Source organism: Micromonospora sp. NPDC048898 (assembly GCF_043198035.1).
GTDB lineage: Bacteria > Actinomycetota > Actinomycetes > Mycobacteriales > Micromonosporaceae > Micromonospora.
This window is the reverse complement of sequence record NZ_JBICUF010000001.1, coordinates 846369-863865: the sequence shown is the minus strand read 5'-3', so window position 1 is coordinate 863865 and position 17497 is coordinate 846369. Positions and strand designations below refer to the sequence as shown.

At 71.7% G+C, this 17497-nt stretch carries 16 protein-coding genes; 13 read left to right on the top strand and 3 right to left on the bottom strand.

Annotated features, from left to right (window positions below):
• The first annotated feature begins 20 nt into the window (after positions 1-20).
• The 6 genes from ACGFIQ_RS04045 to ACGFIQ_RS04020 all read left to right on the top strand — a co-directional run bounded on the left by ACGFIQ_RS04045 (position 21) and on the right by ACGFIQ_RS04020 (position 6070).
• Entirely contained in the window at positions 21-578 is a 558-nt protein-coding gene (locus ACGFIQ_RS04045; protein ID WP_357071882.1) for a helix-turn-helix domain-containing protein, read from the top strand.
• Positions 571-1440, top strand: coding sequence for an SRPBCC family protein (locus tag ACGFIQ_RS04040; RefSeq protein WP_393238829.1), 870 nt, complete (start codon positions 571-573; stop codon positions 1438-1440). Before ACGFIQ_RS04045 ends, ACGFIQ_RS04040 begins: the two co-directional genes overlap by 8 nt.
• A gap of 108 nt (positions 1441-1548) precedes the next feature.
• The gene (locus ACGFIQ_RS04035; RefSeq protein ID WP_393238826.1) at positions 1549-1782 is read left to right on the top strand and encodes a zinc-ribbon domain-containing protein; all 234 of its coding nucleotides are present in this window, start codon (positions 1549-1551) and stop codon (positions 1780-1782) included.
• 366 nt (positions 1783-2148) lie between these two features.
• On the top strand, positions 2149-4389 hold the full coding sequence (locus ACGFIQ_RS04030; RefSeq protein ID WP_393238823.1) for a putative bifunctional diguanylate cyclase/phosphodiesterase: 2241 nt from the start codon (positions 2149-2151) through the stop codon (positions 4387-4389).
• Between the two features lie 50 nt (positions 4390-4439).
• Entirely contained in the window at positions 4440-5198 is a 759-nt protein-coding gene (locus ACGFIQ_RS04025) for a MerR family transcriptional regulator (RefSeq protein ID WP_393238820.1), read from the top strand.
• 95 nt (positions 5199-5293) lie between these two features.
• Entirely contained in the window at positions 5294-6070 is a 777-nt protein-coding gene (locus tag ACGFIQ_RS04020) for a hypothetical protein (RefSeq protein ID WP_393238818.1), read from the top strand.
• 7 nt (positions 6071-6077) lie between these two features.
• Here the strand turns inward: ACGFIQ_RS04020 and ACGFIQ_RS04015 are convergent, their stop codons facing one another.
• The gene (locus tag ACGFIQ_RS04015; protein WP_393238816.1) at positions 6078-7367 is read right to left on the bottom strand and encodes a serine hydrolase; all 1290 of its coding nucleotides are present in this window, start codon (positions 7365-7367) and stop codon (positions 6078-6080) included.
• Positions 7368-7523: 156 nt separating this feature from the next.
• On the opposite strand from ACGFIQ_RS04015, the gene ACGFIQ_RS04010 reads away from it, so the two are divergent.
• Entirely contained in the window at positions 7524-7808 is a 285-nt protein-coding gene (locus ACGFIQ_RS04010; protein WP_357557748.1) for an antibiotic biosynthesis monooxygenase, read from the top strand.
• 64 nt (positions 7809-7872) lie between these two features.
• Here the strand turns inward: ACGFIQ_RS04010 and ACGFIQ_RS04005 are convergent, their stop codons facing one another.
• Complete coding sequence (locus ACGFIQ_RS04005; RefSeq protein ID WP_393238813.1) at positions 7873-9426, bottom strand: gluconokinase; 1554 nt, start codon at positions 9424-9426, stop codon at positions 7873-7875.
• A 247-nt stretch (positions 9427-9673) separates the two neighbouring features.
• Between ACGFIQ_RS04005 and ACGFIQ_RS04000 the strand changes: the two genes are divergently transcribed.
• The 3 genes from ACGFIQ_RS04000 (at position 9674) to ACGFIQ_RS03990 (ending at position 12732) form a co-directional block, all read left to right on the top strand.
• Positions 9674-10813, top strand: coding sequence for a hypothetical protein (locus tag ACGFIQ_RS04000; RefSeq protein ID WP_393238810.1), 1140 nt, complete (start codon positions 9674-9676; stop codon positions 10811-10813).
• A 45-nt stretch (positions 10814-10858) separates the two neighbouring features.
• Positions 10859-11401 carry a hypothetical protein gene (locus tag ACGFIQ_RS03995; protein ID WP_393238807.1) on the top strand — a complete coding sequence of 181 codons (543 nt, stop codon included), beginning with the start codon at positions 10859-10861 and terminating at the stop codon, positions 11399-11401.
• An 86-nt stretch (positions 11402-11487) separates the two neighbouring features.
• Positions 11488-12732 (top strand): hypothetical protein, encoded by a 1245-nt coding sequence (locus tag ACGFIQ_RS03990; protein WP_393238804.1) that lies wholly within the window; start codon positions 11488-11490, stop codon positions 12730-12732.
• Between the two features lie 79 nt (positions 12733-12811).
• Here the strand turns inward: ACGFIQ_RS03990 and ACGFIQ_RS03985 are convergent, their stop codons facing one another.
• Positions 12812-13249, bottom strand: a complete 438-nt coding sequence (locus tag ACGFIQ_RS03985; protein WP_393238801.1) for a VOC family protein — start codon at positions 13247-13249, stop codon at positions 12812-12814.
• A gap of 282 nt (positions 13250-13531) precedes the next feature.
• Between ACGFIQ_RS03985 and ACGFIQ_RS03980 the strand changes: the two genes are divergently transcribed.
• The 3 genes from ACGFIQ_RS03980 to ACGFIQ_RS03970 all read left to right on the top strand — a co-directional run bounded on the left by ACGFIQ_RS03980 (position 13532) and on the right by ACGFIQ_RS03970 (position 17478).
• Positions 13532-14644 (top strand): ricin-type beta-trefoil lectin domain protein, encoded by a 1113-nt coding sequence (locus tag ACGFIQ_RS03980; protein WP_393238798.1) that lies wholly within the window; start codon positions 13532-13534, stop codon positions 14642-14644.
• A complete protein-coding gene (locus ACGFIQ_RS03975; protein ID WP_393238795.1) occupies positions 14641-15879 on the top strand; it encodes a cellulose binding domain-containing protein in 1239 nt (412 codons plus the stop codon). Before ACGFIQ_RS03980 ends, ACGFIQ_RS03975 begins: the two co-directional genes overlap by 4 nt.
• Positions 15880-16122: 243 nt before the next feature.
• A complete protein-coding gene (locus ACGFIQ_RS03970; protein WP_393238792.1) occupies positions 16123-17478 on the top strand; it encodes a hypothetical protein in 1356 nt (451 codons plus the stop codon).
• Positions 17479-17497: the final 19 nt, after the last annotated feature.

The following is a 17497-nucleotide window of genomic DNA, read 5'->3' as shown; positions in this document are numbered from 1 at the left end:
ACGTACAAACTGATTTTGCCATGAGAGACGTCCTGTACCTGGAGCAGATCGAGCAGGCCGAAGTCCTGCTCAAGCCGCAGCGCGTCGAGGTGCTGCGGCAACTGGCCGAACCGCGCACCTGCACCGAGGTCGCGGCTCGACTCGACCAGACGCCACAGCGCGTCTACTACCACGTCAAGCAGCTCGTCGCGGCTGGCCTCGTCGAGCTGGTCAACGAACGCAAGGTCCGCGGCATCACCGAGGGCATCTACCAGGCGGCCGCCCGGTCGTACTGGCTGTCCCCCCGGCTCGTCGGCCGGATCGGGCTGCGCCGGGTCGGCGACGAGCTGAGCCTCGGCTACCTGCTCGACCTGATGGAAGAGGTCCAGGCCGACATCGCCGCCCTGGACCGGGCGGCGCCCGAGCTGCCCTCGATCGGGGTCTCCGGCGCGATCCGGGTGCCCGCGGAGCAGCGCCAGCAGTTCCTGCACGACCTGCAAACCGCACTTCAGGACTTGTTCACCCGCTACGGCGGCAGCGAGGGAGATGCCTTCAAGCTCGCCGTGGCCTGCTATCCGAAAGGGAACGACCATGACTGAACCACTGAAGGTGCAGGCCCGTCTCTCCGCGCCGGTCGGGCGTGTCCGCCAGGCCCTGACCGACCCGGCGGAGCTGCGTCTCTGGCTGGCCGAGCACGCCGAGGTCGAGCTGCCCCAGCGGTACGAGTTCTGGGGCCGCTACACGCCCGAGGGGGACGCCCCGCACCAGCGGCTGTTGCACGCCGACGACGACACGCTGCGCTTCGCCTGGCTGCTCGACGGGGTGGAGACCACAAGCGAGTTGCAGCTCACCGCCGAGGGCCCGGACAGCACCGTGCTGACGCTGACCCAGAGCCACTTCGACTTCGCCGAGGCGATGAGCGGCTCCAGCATCCGGGGCGTGCTCCAGACGTACTGGGCGCTGTCCATCGCCAACCTGGCCGCCCACCTGGAGGGCAAGCCACTGCTGCCCCGCACCGACTTCACCTCCGCCGACCTGCGGGGTGAGCTGGTCATCGCCGCCCCGGCCGACAAGGTGTGGGAGTCGCTGACCGACTCCGAGCAGGCCAGCGCCTGGTTCGGCTACCCGATCGGCATCGAGCCCTGGGTCGGCGGCCGGTACGCCATGGGTGGCTTCGAGCACGGCTACGCGGCGAAGATCGTCGACCTGGAGCCCGGCCGACGGATGTCCGTCGACTGGGGGCCGACCGGCGTGACGAGCTGGGAGCTGGCCGAGTCCGCTGGCCGGACCACGCTGACCTTCGTGCAGAGCGGCTTCGACGAGGCCAACCCCCCGTACGGGGCCTGGAGTGGGTCGGTTGCCGGGCTGTTCGAGCTGCGCCGCTTCCACGAGGTGCCGGACTGGCAGCCGATCTGGCTCGCCGAGGAGGTCCCCGGCCTGGAGCCGGCACCGGCCAGCTGAGTCACTGACACCCCGCCGCGAGCGTCGACCCAGCAGAGGTCGGCGCTCGCGGCGCGTTCGTCGGCGCTGCGGGGTGACTTTTCGCGGTTGGGTGGGTACTGGCGGGCGATGTTCCTCATCTTTGGTCTGCGTACCAAGGTCTACCGGTCCGGTGTCGTGCAGCAGGTGTGCCGCCACTGCGGCAACCACGCCGCACAGGTGATCACCCGCCGGTCGACGAAGTTCTCCCTCTTCTTCATCCCCCTCATCCCGATCCGCACCAGGTACGCGCAGCAGTGCACCTTCTGCGCGGCGCAGTACGAGATCTCCAAGTCCGACGCCGAACGCCTCCCGGTCGGCTGACCCGGGATGGATCGCCTCCTGTTCTGGTTGATCGGCCGACCGATGCCCCCGGCCGACGTGGCGGTTCACACCGTCGCCCGCCCGTCCTGTACCCCTGGGCGACGCAAACGCCGACGGCCTCGCCGCCCGCTGGCCGGCACCGCGCTGCCCCGCTCACCCTGGAACCGCTCCGGCGGCCGCAGTTGATCGAGGTCGAGGCCCGGGGCTGGGCCGCGGGTTCGCGGGGCCGGGGCTGGCTCGACCGGCGCGGACGTTCGGCTCTGGCGGCGTACCTGGGCGCTGGTTAGGCTTTCGGGGTTTGCCGTGGACCGGTCCTTCCGAGGGTGCACGCACGACGAAGCCGGAGCACCCGTGTCCCGTCAGGACGTGAAGCAGGCTGTGGGGAAACCCAACCCCGTCGGTGCGTTCCTGGCGGCCGCGGTCATCCTCGTGGAGGCGTGCTGGCTGTTCGCCGCGTTGCCGGGTGCCGCCCTGGTCAGTGACGTCGGCGGGATGCTGGTGGCCGGTTGGGCCACGGTGGCGTGCGTCGGGGTGGCCCGCCGGCACCCGGTGCCGTTGCGCCGGTTCTGGACGCTGCTCGCCGTCACCATGGCGCTCGCCGCGCTGGGGCGGGCCATCTGGACGGTGCAGCGTCTCGTCGGCGGCGACCTGCCGCACACACCGGTGGTCGGGGTGGTCTTCACCGCCGGGATCCTCACCGGCACGGCCGCGCTGCTCAGCTCGCCGTCCGCGCCACGGACCGCGGTGGGACGGGCCCGCACGCTGCTGGACGGGGTGATCGTCGCCCTGGCCCTGGTGCCGATCGCCTGGGTGCTGGTGTTTCGGGGCGTCGCCTCCGCCGAGCTGGCCGATCCGGCGCGCACGCTGGGCCTGCTCTACCCGATGTTCGACCTGATGCAGCTCACCATCCTGGTCGCGGTGGCCGGGCCGGCTCGGCCGATGTGGCGGCCGATGAGTCTGCTCGCGGCGAGCCTGACCCTGCGGGTCGTCGCCGACGTCGTCTACGTCTCGCTCGTCGCGCGTGCCGACTACGCCGCCGGTCACCCGATCGACCTGTGCTGGCCGGTGAGTTATCTGCTGATCGGCCTGGCCTCCCGCAATCCGCCGCCGCCGGACTGCGACGGCACCGACGACACCGCCGAGTCGCCGCTGCCGCCCTGGTGGCGGGTGGCGTTGCCGTACCTGCCGGTGGGTGGAGCGATCGTCGCGGTGGTGCTGGCCCGCCGACCCACCGGGCAGACCCCGCACCTGATCTTCGTGACCATGATGGTCCTGCTCGCGGCTCTCGCCGTGCGGCAGGGGCTGGCCGCCAACGAGAACCTGCGGCTGGTGGTCCGGCTGCGCCGTCTCGCGTACGGGGACCAGCTCACCGGGCTGCCCAACCGGCTGCTGTTCAACAGGCGGCTGCGCCTGGCCCTGCGCAAGGGGCGGCCGGTGGCCGTGCTGTTGCTCGATCTGGACGGGTTCAAGCAGGTCAACGACCGTTTCGGGCACGCCACCGGCGACACCCTGCTGACCGGGCTGGCGGCCCGGATGCGGGCCGTCGTGGACGGCGACGGCATCATCGCCCGGCTCGGCGGGGACGAGTTCGCGGTGCTTGTCGACGGTGACCGACCGGTCTCACCCGAGCGGCTCGCCGAGCGGTTGCTGGACGCGCTGCGGCCCTCCGACGGTGAGGACGACGTCGGGGTGCACCCGTCGGCGAGCATCGGCATCGCCGAGTTCGGCCCGCAGCACGCCTCGCACACCGATCTGCTGCGCGACGCCGACATCGCCATGTACGCGGCCAAGGCCGCCGGGAAGTCCGCGTACCGGACGTGCACGTCGGCGCTGCGCGAGTCGGCCGTGTCGCGGGCCGAGCTGATCGCCGATCTGCGCCGCGCGGTCGACGAGGACCAACTGCGTCTGGAGTTCCAACCCATCGTGGATCTGGCCACCGGCGCGGTACGCAGTGCCGAGGCGCTGGTGCGGTGGCGGCACCCCCGGCTGGGGATGCTGCCGCCGTCGAAGTTCCTGCCGTTGGCTGAGGAGACCGGGTTGATCCTGCCCATCGACAGGTGGGTGATCCACGAGGCGTGCCGGGCCGCGGCGACCTGGCGGGGCCGGGTGCCGGACGCGACAGTGGCGGTGAACATCGCCGCCGCGCACCTGCGCCGTCCGGACCTGATCGCGACGGTCACCGCTGCCACCAGTGCCGCCGGGCTGGCGCCGCGGGCGTTGACCCTGGAGCTGACCGAGTCGGCGCTGATCGAGGGCACCGAGGCGGTGCTGGAGCGCCTGCACCAGCTCCGGGAGCTGGGCATCAAGATCGCCATCGACGACTTCGGTACGGGTTACTCGTCACTGAGCTACCTGCACCGCATCCCGGCGACCGAGCTGAAGATCGACAGGTCGTTCGTGACCCGGCTCGGGTCGGACGACCGTGCGTACGCCACCGTGGAGATGGTCACCCGGTTGGCCGGCGCGTTCGATCTGACGGTCGTCGCCGAGGGGGTGGAGACCCAGCGCCAGCACGAGGCGGTCGCCGCGATCGGGTGCCCACGCGGTCAGGGCTATCTGTACGGGCGGCCGGACGCGCCCGCCATGGTGGGCCAGAATCGGGCTTGACCCTGACGTAGCGGCAGGCGGGAGCCTGGTTTCCGGAAGGGAGGGGAACCATGGCGTACACGGTGGGTCAGGTGGCGAAGGTCGCTCGCGTGACGGTGCGGACGCTGCACCACTACGACGAGATCGGCCTGCTCTCGCCCAGCGGGCGGACCCCGGCGGGTTACCGCCGCTACGACGACGCGGACCTGCAACGGCTGCAACTCGTCCTGTACTACCGGGAGCTGGGTTTCCCGCTTGAGGAGATCACCGCGATCATCGACGACCCGGCGGCCGACCCGGCCGCGCACCTGCGCCGCCAGCACGAGTTGCTGACGGGACGGGTGAAGCGGTTGCAGGAGATGGTCGAGGCGATCGAGTTCGCGATGGAGGCAAGCAAGATGAACATCCAACTCACCCCGGAGGAGCGGTTCGAGGTCTTCGGTGACGCCGACCCGGAGCAGTACGAGGCCGAGGTGAAGCAGCGGTGGGGTGACACCGACGCGTACCGGGAGTCGAACCGGCGGGTCTCCCGTTACACCAAGGAAGACTGGCTGCGTAACAAGACGGAGAACGAGGACTGGGGCCGGCGGATCGTCGCGCTGCTGGACTCGGGCGCGCCGGCGGACAGCCCGGAGGCGATGGACCTGGCCGAGGAGCACCGGCAGCTCATCGGCCGCTGGTTCTACGAGTGCTCGTACGAGATGCACACCGGGTTGGCCGACATGTACCTGGCCGACGAGCGGTTCACCGCGTACTTCGAGAACATCGCCCCGGGGCTGGCCGTCTACCTGAACGAGGCCATCCACGCCAACGCGATCAGCCGCGCCTGATCGGCAGGTCGACCGGGAGCAGCGCCCGACCGGGAGCAGCGGCGCGTGCGGTCCGGCTACTCTGGCCGGACCGCAGCGCCCCCGGGGAGATGACCGTGCAGAAACCGAAGCTGATCGCCGCTGGTGCCGTCCTGGCCGTGGCGGTCGCCGCCGGGGTGTGGACACTGCTGGTGGTCACCGGTGACGAACCCGACGCGGGTCGCGCCGGGGCGTCGCCCGCCCCGACCGACCCGGCCGGGGTCCTGTCGGCGGCCGCCGCGAAGGTCGACAAGCAGGCCTACAAGTTGACGTTGGACACCGGCGGGACAGCGGGCGGGGACAGCACGGTGGTGCTCTGGGACCCGTTGGCGAAGCGTGGTCTGGAGACCACCTCGCTCAAGGTGCCCACCGGTGCGGTGAAGATCGAACGGCTCACCACCGGGCCGGACGTCTACGTGCGGATCAGCGCTCCGGACCGCCGCGTCCCGGTCTGGGACGGCAAGACCTGGTGGCACGTCGGCGCCCCGGGGTCGCCGCCCGCCCAGCAGGGCCTGGACAACACCAAGCTGGCCGGCACGCTCGCCGCGGCGACGACCGTGCGGCAGACCGGTGCGCGGGAGTACGCCGGCACACTGGACCTGCGCGAGAGCGGCGCGGTGCTGGGCAACGGGGTCGGTAACGTGCTGGGTGCCCGGGCCGGCGCGGTGCCGTTCACCGCGGCCGTGGACGAGCAGGGTCGGCTGGTCCGCTACCGCATCGAGTTGGCCAGCGAGCAGTCGCAGACCGCCCAGCTCGACCTGACGTACTCGGATTTCGGGCTGTCGGTGTCGGCCGAGCCGCCGGCGGCCGGCCTGGTCGGCGAGGACCCGCCGGCGAACATTCCCGGCGCCTGACGCCTGCTCACTCCTCGACCCCTCCGGCGGTGGGGGTGACCAGGAAGTCGTAGACGGTCCGGGCCATCCGGCGGACCGTCTCGTCACCGGTGGCCATCGGCCCGGCGGTGAGGAACGCGACGGCGGTCTCGGTGCCGGGGATCAGGTAGTAGCCGACGTCGTGGGAGGCGTCCGGCAGGTCACCGGTCTTGTGGGCCACCGGCACCCCGGGTGGCAGCGCCGCCGGGATCTTGGTGTTGAGGGTCTGTTCCCGCATGAACCCGATCATCAGGTCGCGGGAGGCGGGGGTGAGGATCTCGCCGTCCCAGACCGCGCTGAGCAGGGACACCACGTCGTCCGGGCTGGTGTAGTTCTCCTCGCCGCGCTGCGCGGCCGCGCTGTCGAGCATCCGGCGGGCCAGGATGGTGGATCGTTGGTTCATCGAGTCGATGAGCGCGTTGACCGGGGCGAACCCACCCAGGTAGGTGATCAGCACGTTCGCGGCCACGTTGTCGCTGTACTTGATCAGGTATTGGGCGAGCCGACGCAGGGTGACCACCTGCGGGAACGTCTCGAACTGGAGCTGGCCGGTGCCGCCGACCACGTCCTGCGGGGTGACCAGCACGCCGTCGTCGAGCGAGACCTGTCCACAGTCGACTCGGCGGAGCAGCTCGACGAGGATCCACAGTTTGATCACGCTTGCCGCCTTGGGGCGCAGCGCGCCGTTGACGGCGATCTGCTGGTCGCCGTAGCGGCCGGACAGGTCGCGAACGGTGACCCCGGCCGGGTTGAGGCTCGCGTCGGCGACCACCCGGGCGAGTTGCCCGCTGAGGGGGAACAGTCGGGCGCCCGCGACCGGGTCGGTGGGCGGCTGCGGGCTGGTGACCACCACGCCGGTGAGCGTCGTCGGCGGGCGGTGCCGCTGGATCACCTCCAGCGTGCCGTCGCTGCGGCCGGTCAACGGCACCCGGTAGCGGTAGGCCGTGCCCCCGACGACGACCGCACCGCTGGCCACCCCCGCGGCGACCCGCATGCCCGGGTCGGCGACCCGGCCGGTGTCACCGTCGCAGGCGCGGTAGCGCACGGTGTGTCCGAGCGAGTCCACCGCGAACACCCCACCGGGAAACGACAACCAGGACACCTCGCTGGTGGGCGCCCGCTCCGGCGTCGGCTCCGCGCCGGGCCCGGTGCCCTCCGCGGTGGCCGGCCCGGTCGTGGCCAGCACGGCGAGCGCGACCGCCGCCGCCAGCCCTTTCCGGGGTACGCGGACAGCGGCTCCCCGTAGGGAAGATGAACGCCTCTTGTCGCTTTTTTTCACGTTTGTACGATATGAAGCGCCGGGGGCGGGTGGGGTCGACGGGGCTGGCGTCACCCGTCCGGGCGGCGATGTCGCGACGAGCGTGATGACACACAGGTATAGAAATGACTCAGCGGCATCGGGCTCATCAGCCACACCAACCCCTGGAGGCACAGCATGTTGATCATCGCGGGCAGTTTGCAGGTCGAGCCGGCCACGCGCGAGGCCTACCTGTCCGGCTGCGAAGAGGTGATCACGCAGGCGCGTGCCGCCGCCGGCTGCCTCGACTTCCTGCTCGCGGCCGACCCGTTGGAGCCCGGCCGGATCCACGTCTACGAGCGCTGGGAGTCCGCGGAGCAGTTGGCGGCGTTCCGTGGTTCCGGGCCGAGTGACGCGCAGGAGGCGGCCATCCTCGACGCCGACGTGCAGCGCTACCTGATCGCCGGCGTGGAGGCCCCCTGACCCGCTCGCCGCGACGGCAGGTCGAGCCGGAGCGGGGTCGACCCGAGGCGGGCCGGCCGAGCCGTCACATCGGGGGTCCGGTCGCCGGCTCGGGTTCCGCGGGCAGGCCGGGTGCCATCCGGCGGATCGAGGTGAACGTGGGTGTCAGCGCCTCGTACAGTTCGGCGAAGAGCGGCAGCAACGCCGCGTACGTGGCGGCGGCGGCCGGGTCGGGGCGGATCGTCTCCTCGATCCGGACGAGGTCGGCGGCGACGTCGATGCTGGGGATCAGCCCGAGCGCCTGCATGCCGAGCAGCGCCGCGCCGAAGCTGGACCCCTCGTGTGCGGCCGGGAAGCTCACCGGCAGGCCGAGCACGTCGGCGAGCATCTGCCGCCACAGGCCGCTGCGGGCGAAGCCGCCACCGGCACGGATCTCGCGGACCTCGTTGCCGGCCGCCCGCACCGAGCTGAGCACCAGCGCGAGCTGCTGGCAGACCCCCTCCAGCGCGGCGCGGATCAGATGCTCGCGACGGTGGTTGTGGGTCAACCCCACGTACGCGCCGCGCGGCAGCGCGCTCCAGTGTGGTGCCCGTTCGCTGTGCAGGTACGGCAGCATGATGAGCCCGCCCGAGCCGGCCGGCGCGCGGGCCGCCAGGGCGACCAGGTCCTCCTCGGCGTGCTCGCCCAGGTCCGGGGCGAGCGCGGCGCCTGCCCACTTGAGGACGATGCCGCCGTTGTTGATCGCGCCGCCGACCGCCCAGCGGTGCTCGGTCAGCGCGTAGCAGAACACGCCGCCGAGCGGGTCCACGCCGGGTCGCTCGACCATCACCCGCATCGCGCCGCTGGTGCCGATCGAGCAGGCCACCATGCCGGGGTGCACCGCCCCCAGGCCCAGGTTCGCGAGCGGCCCGTCCCCGGCGCCGACCACCACCGGGGTGCGTTCCGGCAGACCGGTCTCGGCCGCGGCCTGCGGGGTGAGGCCGGGCAGTACGGCGGTGGTGGCGACCAGTTGGGGGAGTTGCTCCTCGGTGATGCCGGCGATGGCCAGCGCCTCGTCGTCCCACGCCAGTCGGTGGATGTCCAGCAGGCCGCTGGCCGAGGCGATCGAGTGGTCGGTGACCAGCGCGTCGCAGAGCCGCAGCAGCACCCAGTCCTTGATGCCCACCCAGTGCGCGACGCGCTCGAAGAGCTTCGGCTCCTGCTCGGCGAACCAGAGCAGCTTGGGCAGCGGCGACATCGGATGCATCGGCGTGCCGGTGCGCCGGTGCAGGGCCAGCCCGGACGGGACCGCCCGGAGCCGCTCGGCCTGCTGGGTCGAGCGTGAGTCGGCCCAGGTCACCGACGGGGTGAGCGGATTGCCGTCCGGGTCCAGCCCGATCAGGCTGTGCATGGCGGAGCTGAACGACAGCCCGGCCACCGGCTGGACCAGCTCGGCCACGACCACGCTCACCGACTTGAGCACCGCGTCGAGGATGAGGTGCGGGTCCTGCTCGGCGTAGCCGGGTTGCGGGTCGTTCAGCGGGTAGCCGACCGAGTGCCTGCCGAGTTGCCGCCCGTCGGTGTCGTACGCGACGGCCTTGGTGCTCGTGGTGCCGATGTCGACGCCGATGACCACGCCGGACCGGGTCTCCTGTGGCATGACGCTCACCCCCTTCGTGCGGCGGTGCGGCGGCGACGCCACCCGGCTGCGGCTGACGTTACCGAGACGACGGCCGCCCCCGCACGACCCGCGCAAAGGTGGAACGTCGACGCGGCAGTATCGGCCGATTGGGTCGTTTTACTGGCCAATCGGGTATCTCGCCCGTTTCGGCGTTTCCGGGTGCCACGCCGTGCCTGTTGAACGAGGAGACACCCAGATTGGTGGCCTACGCGGCGAAGGAGTCGGCGTGGCGAAGACTGATTCGACGGGTTCCACATGGCGTTACCGGTGGGCGCACCGGCAGAACGTGCGGCGGGTGAGCACGTACCGGGGGGCCGAGAAGGCCTGGCGACGCCGCGACGACGAGTTACGGCGACTACGTGCCCTGGCCGCCGACTTCCACGGTTCCGCCGCGGCCGGTGCGGGCCTGCCCATGGAGTTGACCGCCGACGAGGTGGTGCTCTGGGCGCTGCCCGCCGCGCAGTTGGTCGAGGTACGACACACGGCGGTGCTGCCCGCCCCGGATCTCACGGTCGCCCTGCCGGCCGGGCCGCTACGCCCGCGTCGCCCGGACGGCGTGCGCGTCACCGACGCCGGTATGGCCGTGATCACCAGCCGCCGGTTGGTGCTGCTCGGCGGGCGCGGCCGGCGCGACTGGGCGTACGGTCGGATGACCGGCCTGGCCCACGACCCCGCGTCGCCGGTCACCCTGATCCAGGTGCTGGACCACCGGCGTACCGCCGGGTTGCTGTTGCCCACCGACGCGGCACCGGACTTCCGGTTCAAGCTGACCCTGGCCTTCGCCGACGCGATCGAACAGCGCGCCGCGGTGCTCGCCCAACTCGACGAGCTGATCGCGGAGCACGCCCAGCTCAAGCCGTTCCGGCCGGCCGTGGCCACTCCCGGGCAGGCCCGACTATCGTCGTTCGTCCCCGGTGGTCGCCGGACCATCGCGGTGGCTGCCGCTCTGGCGCTGCTGGTGCCGGCGGCGCTCATCGAGTCGGACCCGTCCGACCCGACCGGCGGCCCGGAGGTCGCCGCCGCCGCCACCCCGAGCGGCGAGCCGGTGCTGATCCGTCCGGCGCCCCCGGCGCTCACCCGCGGCACCCCGGCGCCGAAGCCGGCGAAGCCACCCCGCGCGGCACCCAGCACGACCGGTGACCCGCGCTGCGGGGCGCCACAGAACCCCCTGGGGTACGGCTTCTGCGGCGGCACCCGGATCCGCAAGCCCGCCACCGAGGTGTGCGACTGGTTCGACTGCGTGCCGCAGTTCTGGGCCGGGCGGGGCTACCTCGTGCAGTGCCGGGACGGCTCGGTCAGCCTGGCCGGCGGCCGGTCCGACGCCTGCGCCGAGCACCGGGGCGTGCGGCGAACGATCACCAAGTGACCGGTTTGGTGGTTTAAGCCCTTTTCGGTCGGCCACAATGATCGAGTGGAGATCCGGTCTGACGATGGCGCGCGGGTGCGGATACGCCCCGTCGGCTACCAGCCTGGCATCGACCCGCCCGACGACCCCGACCGGGCCGCACCCGGCTGGCACGACTGGCTGCTCATCGAGGTGGACGCCCGCACCGCCGACGGTCAGACCTGGTCGCACCACTACCCGAGTCTCATGGTCGAGGAGGCCCGGGCGTTCGGCGGCTGGCTGCACGGGCAGGCCACCGCGGCCCTCGGGTCGAACGCACCACCGGCGATGGTCCGCTTCACCGAACCCAACCTGGCCCTGCGCAGCCGGGTGCTCCGTCGCCGCCGGCTGGAGCTGATCGTGGAGTTCTCCGCCGAGTCGCTGCCGCCGTGGATGCGCCGCCCCTCCGGGGCGATCTACCCGCTGATCCTCACCGTCTCGGCGGACGCCCTCGCCGCCGCCGCCGAGCAGTGGGCCGAGCACTGCGAGGCGTACCCGCCACGGACCCGGTCGAGGTTTCCCGCCGAGAACCCGCCCGGCCCGGTGCGCCACCCGCGCCGCGCCGGCTGAAATTATCTCCTTTCGGGCGCAACGGGATACATCGATCGTGGTCGCGTTCCCTGTCACGTACACGAGCGGTTGTATCGCGTGTGACCGTGACCTCCGTGGCCTGCGCCCCCTGGCGGATCGCCTGGGCCGAGCGCGAGAACGAGCGCCGGCAGCGCGCGTACCGCGACGCCACCGACGCCTGGCTGCGCCGCGACGACCACCTGGCCCGGCTGCGCATCGAAGCCGCCGGCTTCCTCGGCTGTACGCAGCCCCGCAGCGGCCTGCCAGTGGATCTCGACCACGACGAACTCGTCTTCCGTGTCCTCCCCGTCGCCACCCTCGTCGAGGCCGAGGCGCGGCACGTACCCGGGCTGCCCACGCCGGGCCCGTGCGACTTCGCCCCCGCCTCGGCCGAGGCGCTGCCGGCCGGCCTGCGGGCGGTCGACACGGGCCTGGCCGTCGTGACCAGCCACCGGGTCGCCATCGCCGGTCGTGCGCACCGACGCGAGTGGCGGTACGCGGACCTGGGCGGCCCCGCCCACCACCCCGACGTCCCGGTCACCCTGCTGCCCGATCACCGTCGACTGTCGGGGCTGCTGGTCCCGGCCAATGCCGTGGTGAACTTCCGCTTCTATCTCACTCTTGCCGTCGCCGTGGCCGCCGGGGAGCGCGCCGACGTCGCCGCGCGGGTCGACGCGTTACGGACCGCCCATCGCGACGCCCGGCCCGTGCCGTTGCCAGTGGTGGGGCCGGAGGAGGCACCACGGACCGCGGTCCGCCCCGACCGCCGGGCACTCGGCGCTGCCGCCGTCGCGGCGGTGGTGTTCGCGACGCTGGGTCCCGGTGCGCTGGGGCCCGCCGCCGTGGGGTCCGGCGGTATGGGGCCTCGCGCCATGGGGCCTCGTGCGGCGGAATCGGTGCAGGCCGGCCCGGTGCGGCGGGCGGAGGTCTTCGCCCTGGGCGCGGTCCTCATTCCGGTAGGTCCGGTCGGGCCGCTGGCACCCGAGGCCGGCGTTGCGGTGATCGACCGTGACGCACCGCGCCGGCCGTCCACCGCGTCGCCTGCTCGGCCGGCGGTGCGGGCGGCTGTCTCCGCGGTTGTGGGGCCGTCAATCGTGCTGGCCCTGCCGCCGGTCGCCACGCCATCTGTCGCTCCGGACTCGTCGGCTGGTCCGACGCCCGACCCGGAGGCCACGATGGACCCGTCCACCGCCCCGAGCCCGCCGGCCGCACCGGTCTCACCGACCGTGCCCGCGTCGCCCTCGCCCTCGCCTGCGCTGGTGCTCGTCTGCCTGGATCCGCTGCAACCTCTGTTGCTGGACCCGTTGCTCTGTCCGTCACCGGCGCCCTGATCGGCTGTGCTTCCGTCCGGCTGTGGCTCCGTGCTTCCGTGCGGCGTGCTTCCGTGCGGCGTGCTATCGCGCGGCGTGTTCAGTCCATCGCGCTGAAGTCGGGCACGGTCAGGGTGCCGTCCGCGGCGAGGGTGAAGCCGGGGTTCCAGGAGATCTCCCACAGGTGACCGTCCGGATCGGCGAAATAGCCGGCGTAGCCGCCGTAGAAGGTCTCCGCAGCCGGCTTGGTCACCGTGGCACCGGCCTCGGTCGCGGTGGCGATCACCTCGTCGACCTCGGCCCGGGAGCGGACGTTCTGGGCCAGGGTCACCCCGCGGAAGCCGTCGGTGCCCGGATCGTCGATGCCGGCGTCGGCGGCGAGTTTGTCGCGACCCCAGAGCACGAGGGCCAGGCCGCCGGCCTGGAGGAAGACCGTCTCCTCGACCTCCTGGCCCTGCCAGCCGAGGTGCTGGTAGAACGCTGTGGCGCGCGCCAGGTCCGAGACGCCGAGGGTGATCAGACTGATCCGCTGCTCCATCCTCGTAACCTAACGCGCGGTCAAGCGGAGGGCGCGGCAGACAGTAGACCAGATCAATCCGAGGAATCTACACTCTTCTCTGTTAACGCTCACACTCGTCCCAGTGCTGAGGCAGTAACGCCATGCCGATGTGACGATCGGCGCCCGCCGGGTGAAACACCCGGCAGCCGGCGGCTGCTCGGTCCGGCCGGCCCCGCTCTCAGACGGTTGCCGGCTGCCCGTGGCGGCCCTCCCGGTCGGCCCATGCCCTCGGCCAGCTCGACCAATCCAGGGGAGAAAGCTATGCGAACGAGGGCACGATGGCTCGCGACGCTCGCCGCGCTCGGTGTCGTGGTCGCCGGAGTGGTGACACCCACCGGGCCGGCCAACGCGGAATCCAACGGCGGGGTGCGGGTGATGCCGCTCGGCGACTCCATCACCGAGGGCACCCAGGTGCCCGGCGGGTACCGCATCGGGTTGTGGCAGCGCCTCGCCAGCGCCCGGTACACGGTGGACTTCGTCGGGTCGCAGTTCAACGGGCCGGCCAGCCTCGGTGACCACGACCACCAGGGGCATCCCGGCTGGCGCATCGACCAGATCGACGCGAACATCGTCGGCTGGCTGAACACCCAACGACCGCAGACCGTCCTGCTGCACATCGGCACCAACGACATCCTGCAGAACTACAACGTGAGCACCGCACCGAACCGGCTCTCCACCCTGATCGACAAGATCACCACCACCGTGCCCACCGCCGAGGTGTTCGTGGCGCAGCTCATTCCGCTCTCCAACAGCGGCCAGGAGGCGGCCAACCGCACCTTCAACGCGGCGATCCCCGGCATCGTGCAGAGCAAGGTGAACGCCGGCAAGCGGGTGCACCTGGTCGACATGCACAGCGCTCTCACCACCGCCGACCTGATCGACGGCGTCCACCCCACCGCCGGCGGCTACGACAAGATGGCCGCCCGCTGGTACGGCGCGTTGCAGTCGGTGCCCGGCAGCATCGGCAACCCGGGCAGCGGCGGCGGACAGACCACCACGCTCGTGGGCACCCGCTCCGGCAGGTGCGTCGACGTCCCCGGCTACTCCACCACCAACAGCACCCAGGTGAACCTGTGGGACTGCCACGGCGGCACGAACCAACAGTGGACGTACACGTCCAGCAAGGCGCTGACCGTCTACGGCAACAAGTGCCTCGACGCCGCCGGCAACAGCACCGCACCGGGCACCCAGGTCACCATCTACGACTGCCACGGCGGGACGAACCAGCAGTGGAACGTCAACGCGAACGGCACCATCACCGGCGTGCAGTCCGGCCTCTGCCTGGACCCGTACAACCAGGGCACCGCCAACGGCACGAAGCTCGTCCTCTGGACCTGCACCGGCCAGGCCAACCAGCAGTTCAGTCGCCGATGAAGCAGCCCACACGATGGCTGACGGCCGCGCTCGCGGTGGTCCTCGGCCTGGCGCTGGCCACAACGACCCGGGATGCGGCCGCCGCCGACAGCCCGTACCAACGGGGTCCGGATCCGACCCCGGCCAGCGTCGCCGCCACCCGCGGCCCGTTCGCCACGGCGCAGGCGACAGTGCCCGCGGGCAACGGCTTCAACGGCGGGTACGTCTACTACCCGACCGACACCAGCCAGGGCACCTGGGGCGCGGTCGCGATCGTTCCCGGCTACTCCGCCCTGTTCGCCAACGAGGAAGCCTGGATGGGCCCCTGGCTGGCGTCCTTCGGGTTCGTGGTGATCGGCATCGAGACCAACAGCCGCACCGACGGCGCGGACGCCCGCGCCACCCAGCTGCTCGCCGCACTGGACTACCTCACCCGAACCAGCCCGCTGCGCAACCGGGTCGACGCCGACCGGCTGGGCGTCATGGGCCACTCGGCGGGCGGCGCCGGAACCCTCCTCGCCGCCCTCCGGAGGCCGACCCTGAAGGCGGCGGTCGGCCTCGCACCCGGTACGCCCGGCAACAACCTGAACATGTCCACCACCCAGGTCCCCACCATGCTCCTGTCGGGGCAGAACGACGGCACGGTCACGCCCTCCTACGTGCAGGGCATCTACAACACCCTGCCGGCCGGCGTGGAACATGCCTGGGCGGAACTGGCCGGCAACGACCACCTCTCGTTCACCAGGCCGAACCCCACCGAGATGCGACTCCTGATCCCCTGGCTCAAGATCTTCCTGGACAACGACACCCGCTACACCCAGTTCCTCTGCCCACTGGCGGACAGCACCGGCGTTTCGCGGTACAACGCCACCTGCCCCCTGGTGCCGCCGGACGGCCCGCCGGCACCGCCCACGTCCGCCCCACCAACCACGGGTACGCCCACCACGCCACCACCCGCCGGTCCCACCTGCACCGCGACCTACCGCACCGTCAACGCGTGGTCCGGCGGTTTCCAGGGTGAGGTGACAGTGACCGCCGGCACCGCAGCCATCGACGGATGGACCGTCAGGTGGGAGCTGAACAACGGCCAGAGCATCAGCCAGGTCTGGAGCGGCACCCTGAGCACCAGCGGGTCAACCGCGACGGTGCGCAACGTCTCCTACAACGGCTCGCTCGCCGCGGGTGCGACGACGAGCTTCGGCTTCCTCGGCTCCGGCACGCCAGCCACCACGTCACCGACCTGCGCCAGCCCGTGACCAGCCGCAGGACGTAACCGCGAGTCGTGCGGCTCCGATCGGAGCCCACCTGTCGATCGCCGCGCCCCCGGCCAGCGTCATGCGACGCCAGCGTCGAGGGCGCGGCGGCTCGTGCGCCCTTCCGCCCACCGTGGACGGCTGCGGTAGGGCGGGCCGAGCGGTGCGGGACAGTGCCAGCAGGGAGCCCGGTACTAAGATCTCGCCTTGCCGTCAGCATGCGGCTGGCCGACACGGGGAGGTGTCATGCGGCGTCGCCAACTGCTGGCGTCCGGGGTGCTCGCGGCGATCGGGCTCAGCGCTGGGGAGCTGTTGAGAGCTGCCCCGGCCGCCGCCGAGCCGGCCGTGCTGAAGAGCGTCGGCGTCCAGCTGCCGGTGGACGACCTGCGGGCGATCGAGCTCGACGAAGCGCGCGGCCGCCTATACATCGCACAGGGGGTTGGTGGCGCACTGCCGCTGGTGGTGACCGATCTCGACGGCCGCCTGCTGTCCCGGGTCACCGCGGTCGCTGACATTTCCGACCTCGTCCTCAGTGCCGACGGACGCTTCCTGTACGCGGCCCAGGGCTTCAACCGGATCATCGCGTTGGATGCCGCCACGCTCACCATCATCGCCAGCTATCCCGCACCCGTCGGCGCCCACCTGTACACGGTCGAACCGACTGGCGAGAAGGTCGTCGGCGGGTTCATCGACGCCGGTATCGGCTCCGGCGGTCTGCTGGTCTGGTCCGCGCCCGGAACCTCGCCAGTGGTTTACACCGCGGGTCCCAACTACCATCCGATCATCGACGCCAGCCCCGGCGCGCCCGGTCTCCTCGTCGCCGGCGACACCGGGTACTCGCCCGTCACCACGTATGTCATCGATGTCTCCGGTGACAGCCCGACGATCGTCGCACAGCGGGACTACACCGGCAGCAACCTCATCGACTACGCCGTGAGCCCGGACGGCACCGAAGTGGTGGAGACGGTGGGCAGCCCGTACGAGCACCACTCGTACCGGCTGCCGGATCTCGCCGACGCCAACGTCTATCCGAGCGGCGTCTATCCGCAGGACGCCGCCTGGTCCGGGGACGGCTCGACCGTCGCCATCGGCCGCGCCCTGACCGCCTCCGGTGCCGCCGATGTCTACCTCTACGCCAAGGGCAGCACGGTCCCGACGTACGCCGTCGACTTCCGCAGCGACGACAGCCTCTGGGCGGGCACGCTGCTGGTGAACCGGGACGGCACCCGGGCCTGGGCGGTCACCTCGACCGATCCCTACCAGGAAACTCAGCTGCTGCACTCCTTCGGGCCGGCGCACCCGCCGACGCCGCCGGTCACCGACCTGGCCGTCACCGCCCAGCTCGGGGGCGGCAAGGACAAGCAGACCGCGCAGCTCACCGTGACGTGGAGTTCGCCCATCGGTGACGACAACTACTGGTGGATCACCGCGTCGACCAACGGCGGGGCCGAGCGGGAGTTCTGGCGCGGCAAGCTGGACGCCACCGGCAGATACACCCTCACCTACTCGCTGCCGCGCGGCACCACCATCTTCACGGTCCGGTACCGCGACTACTACCAGTTCTACCCGGACGGCTACGCTACCGCGACGCTGCAACGATGAGCGCGCCGGCGACAGCGCG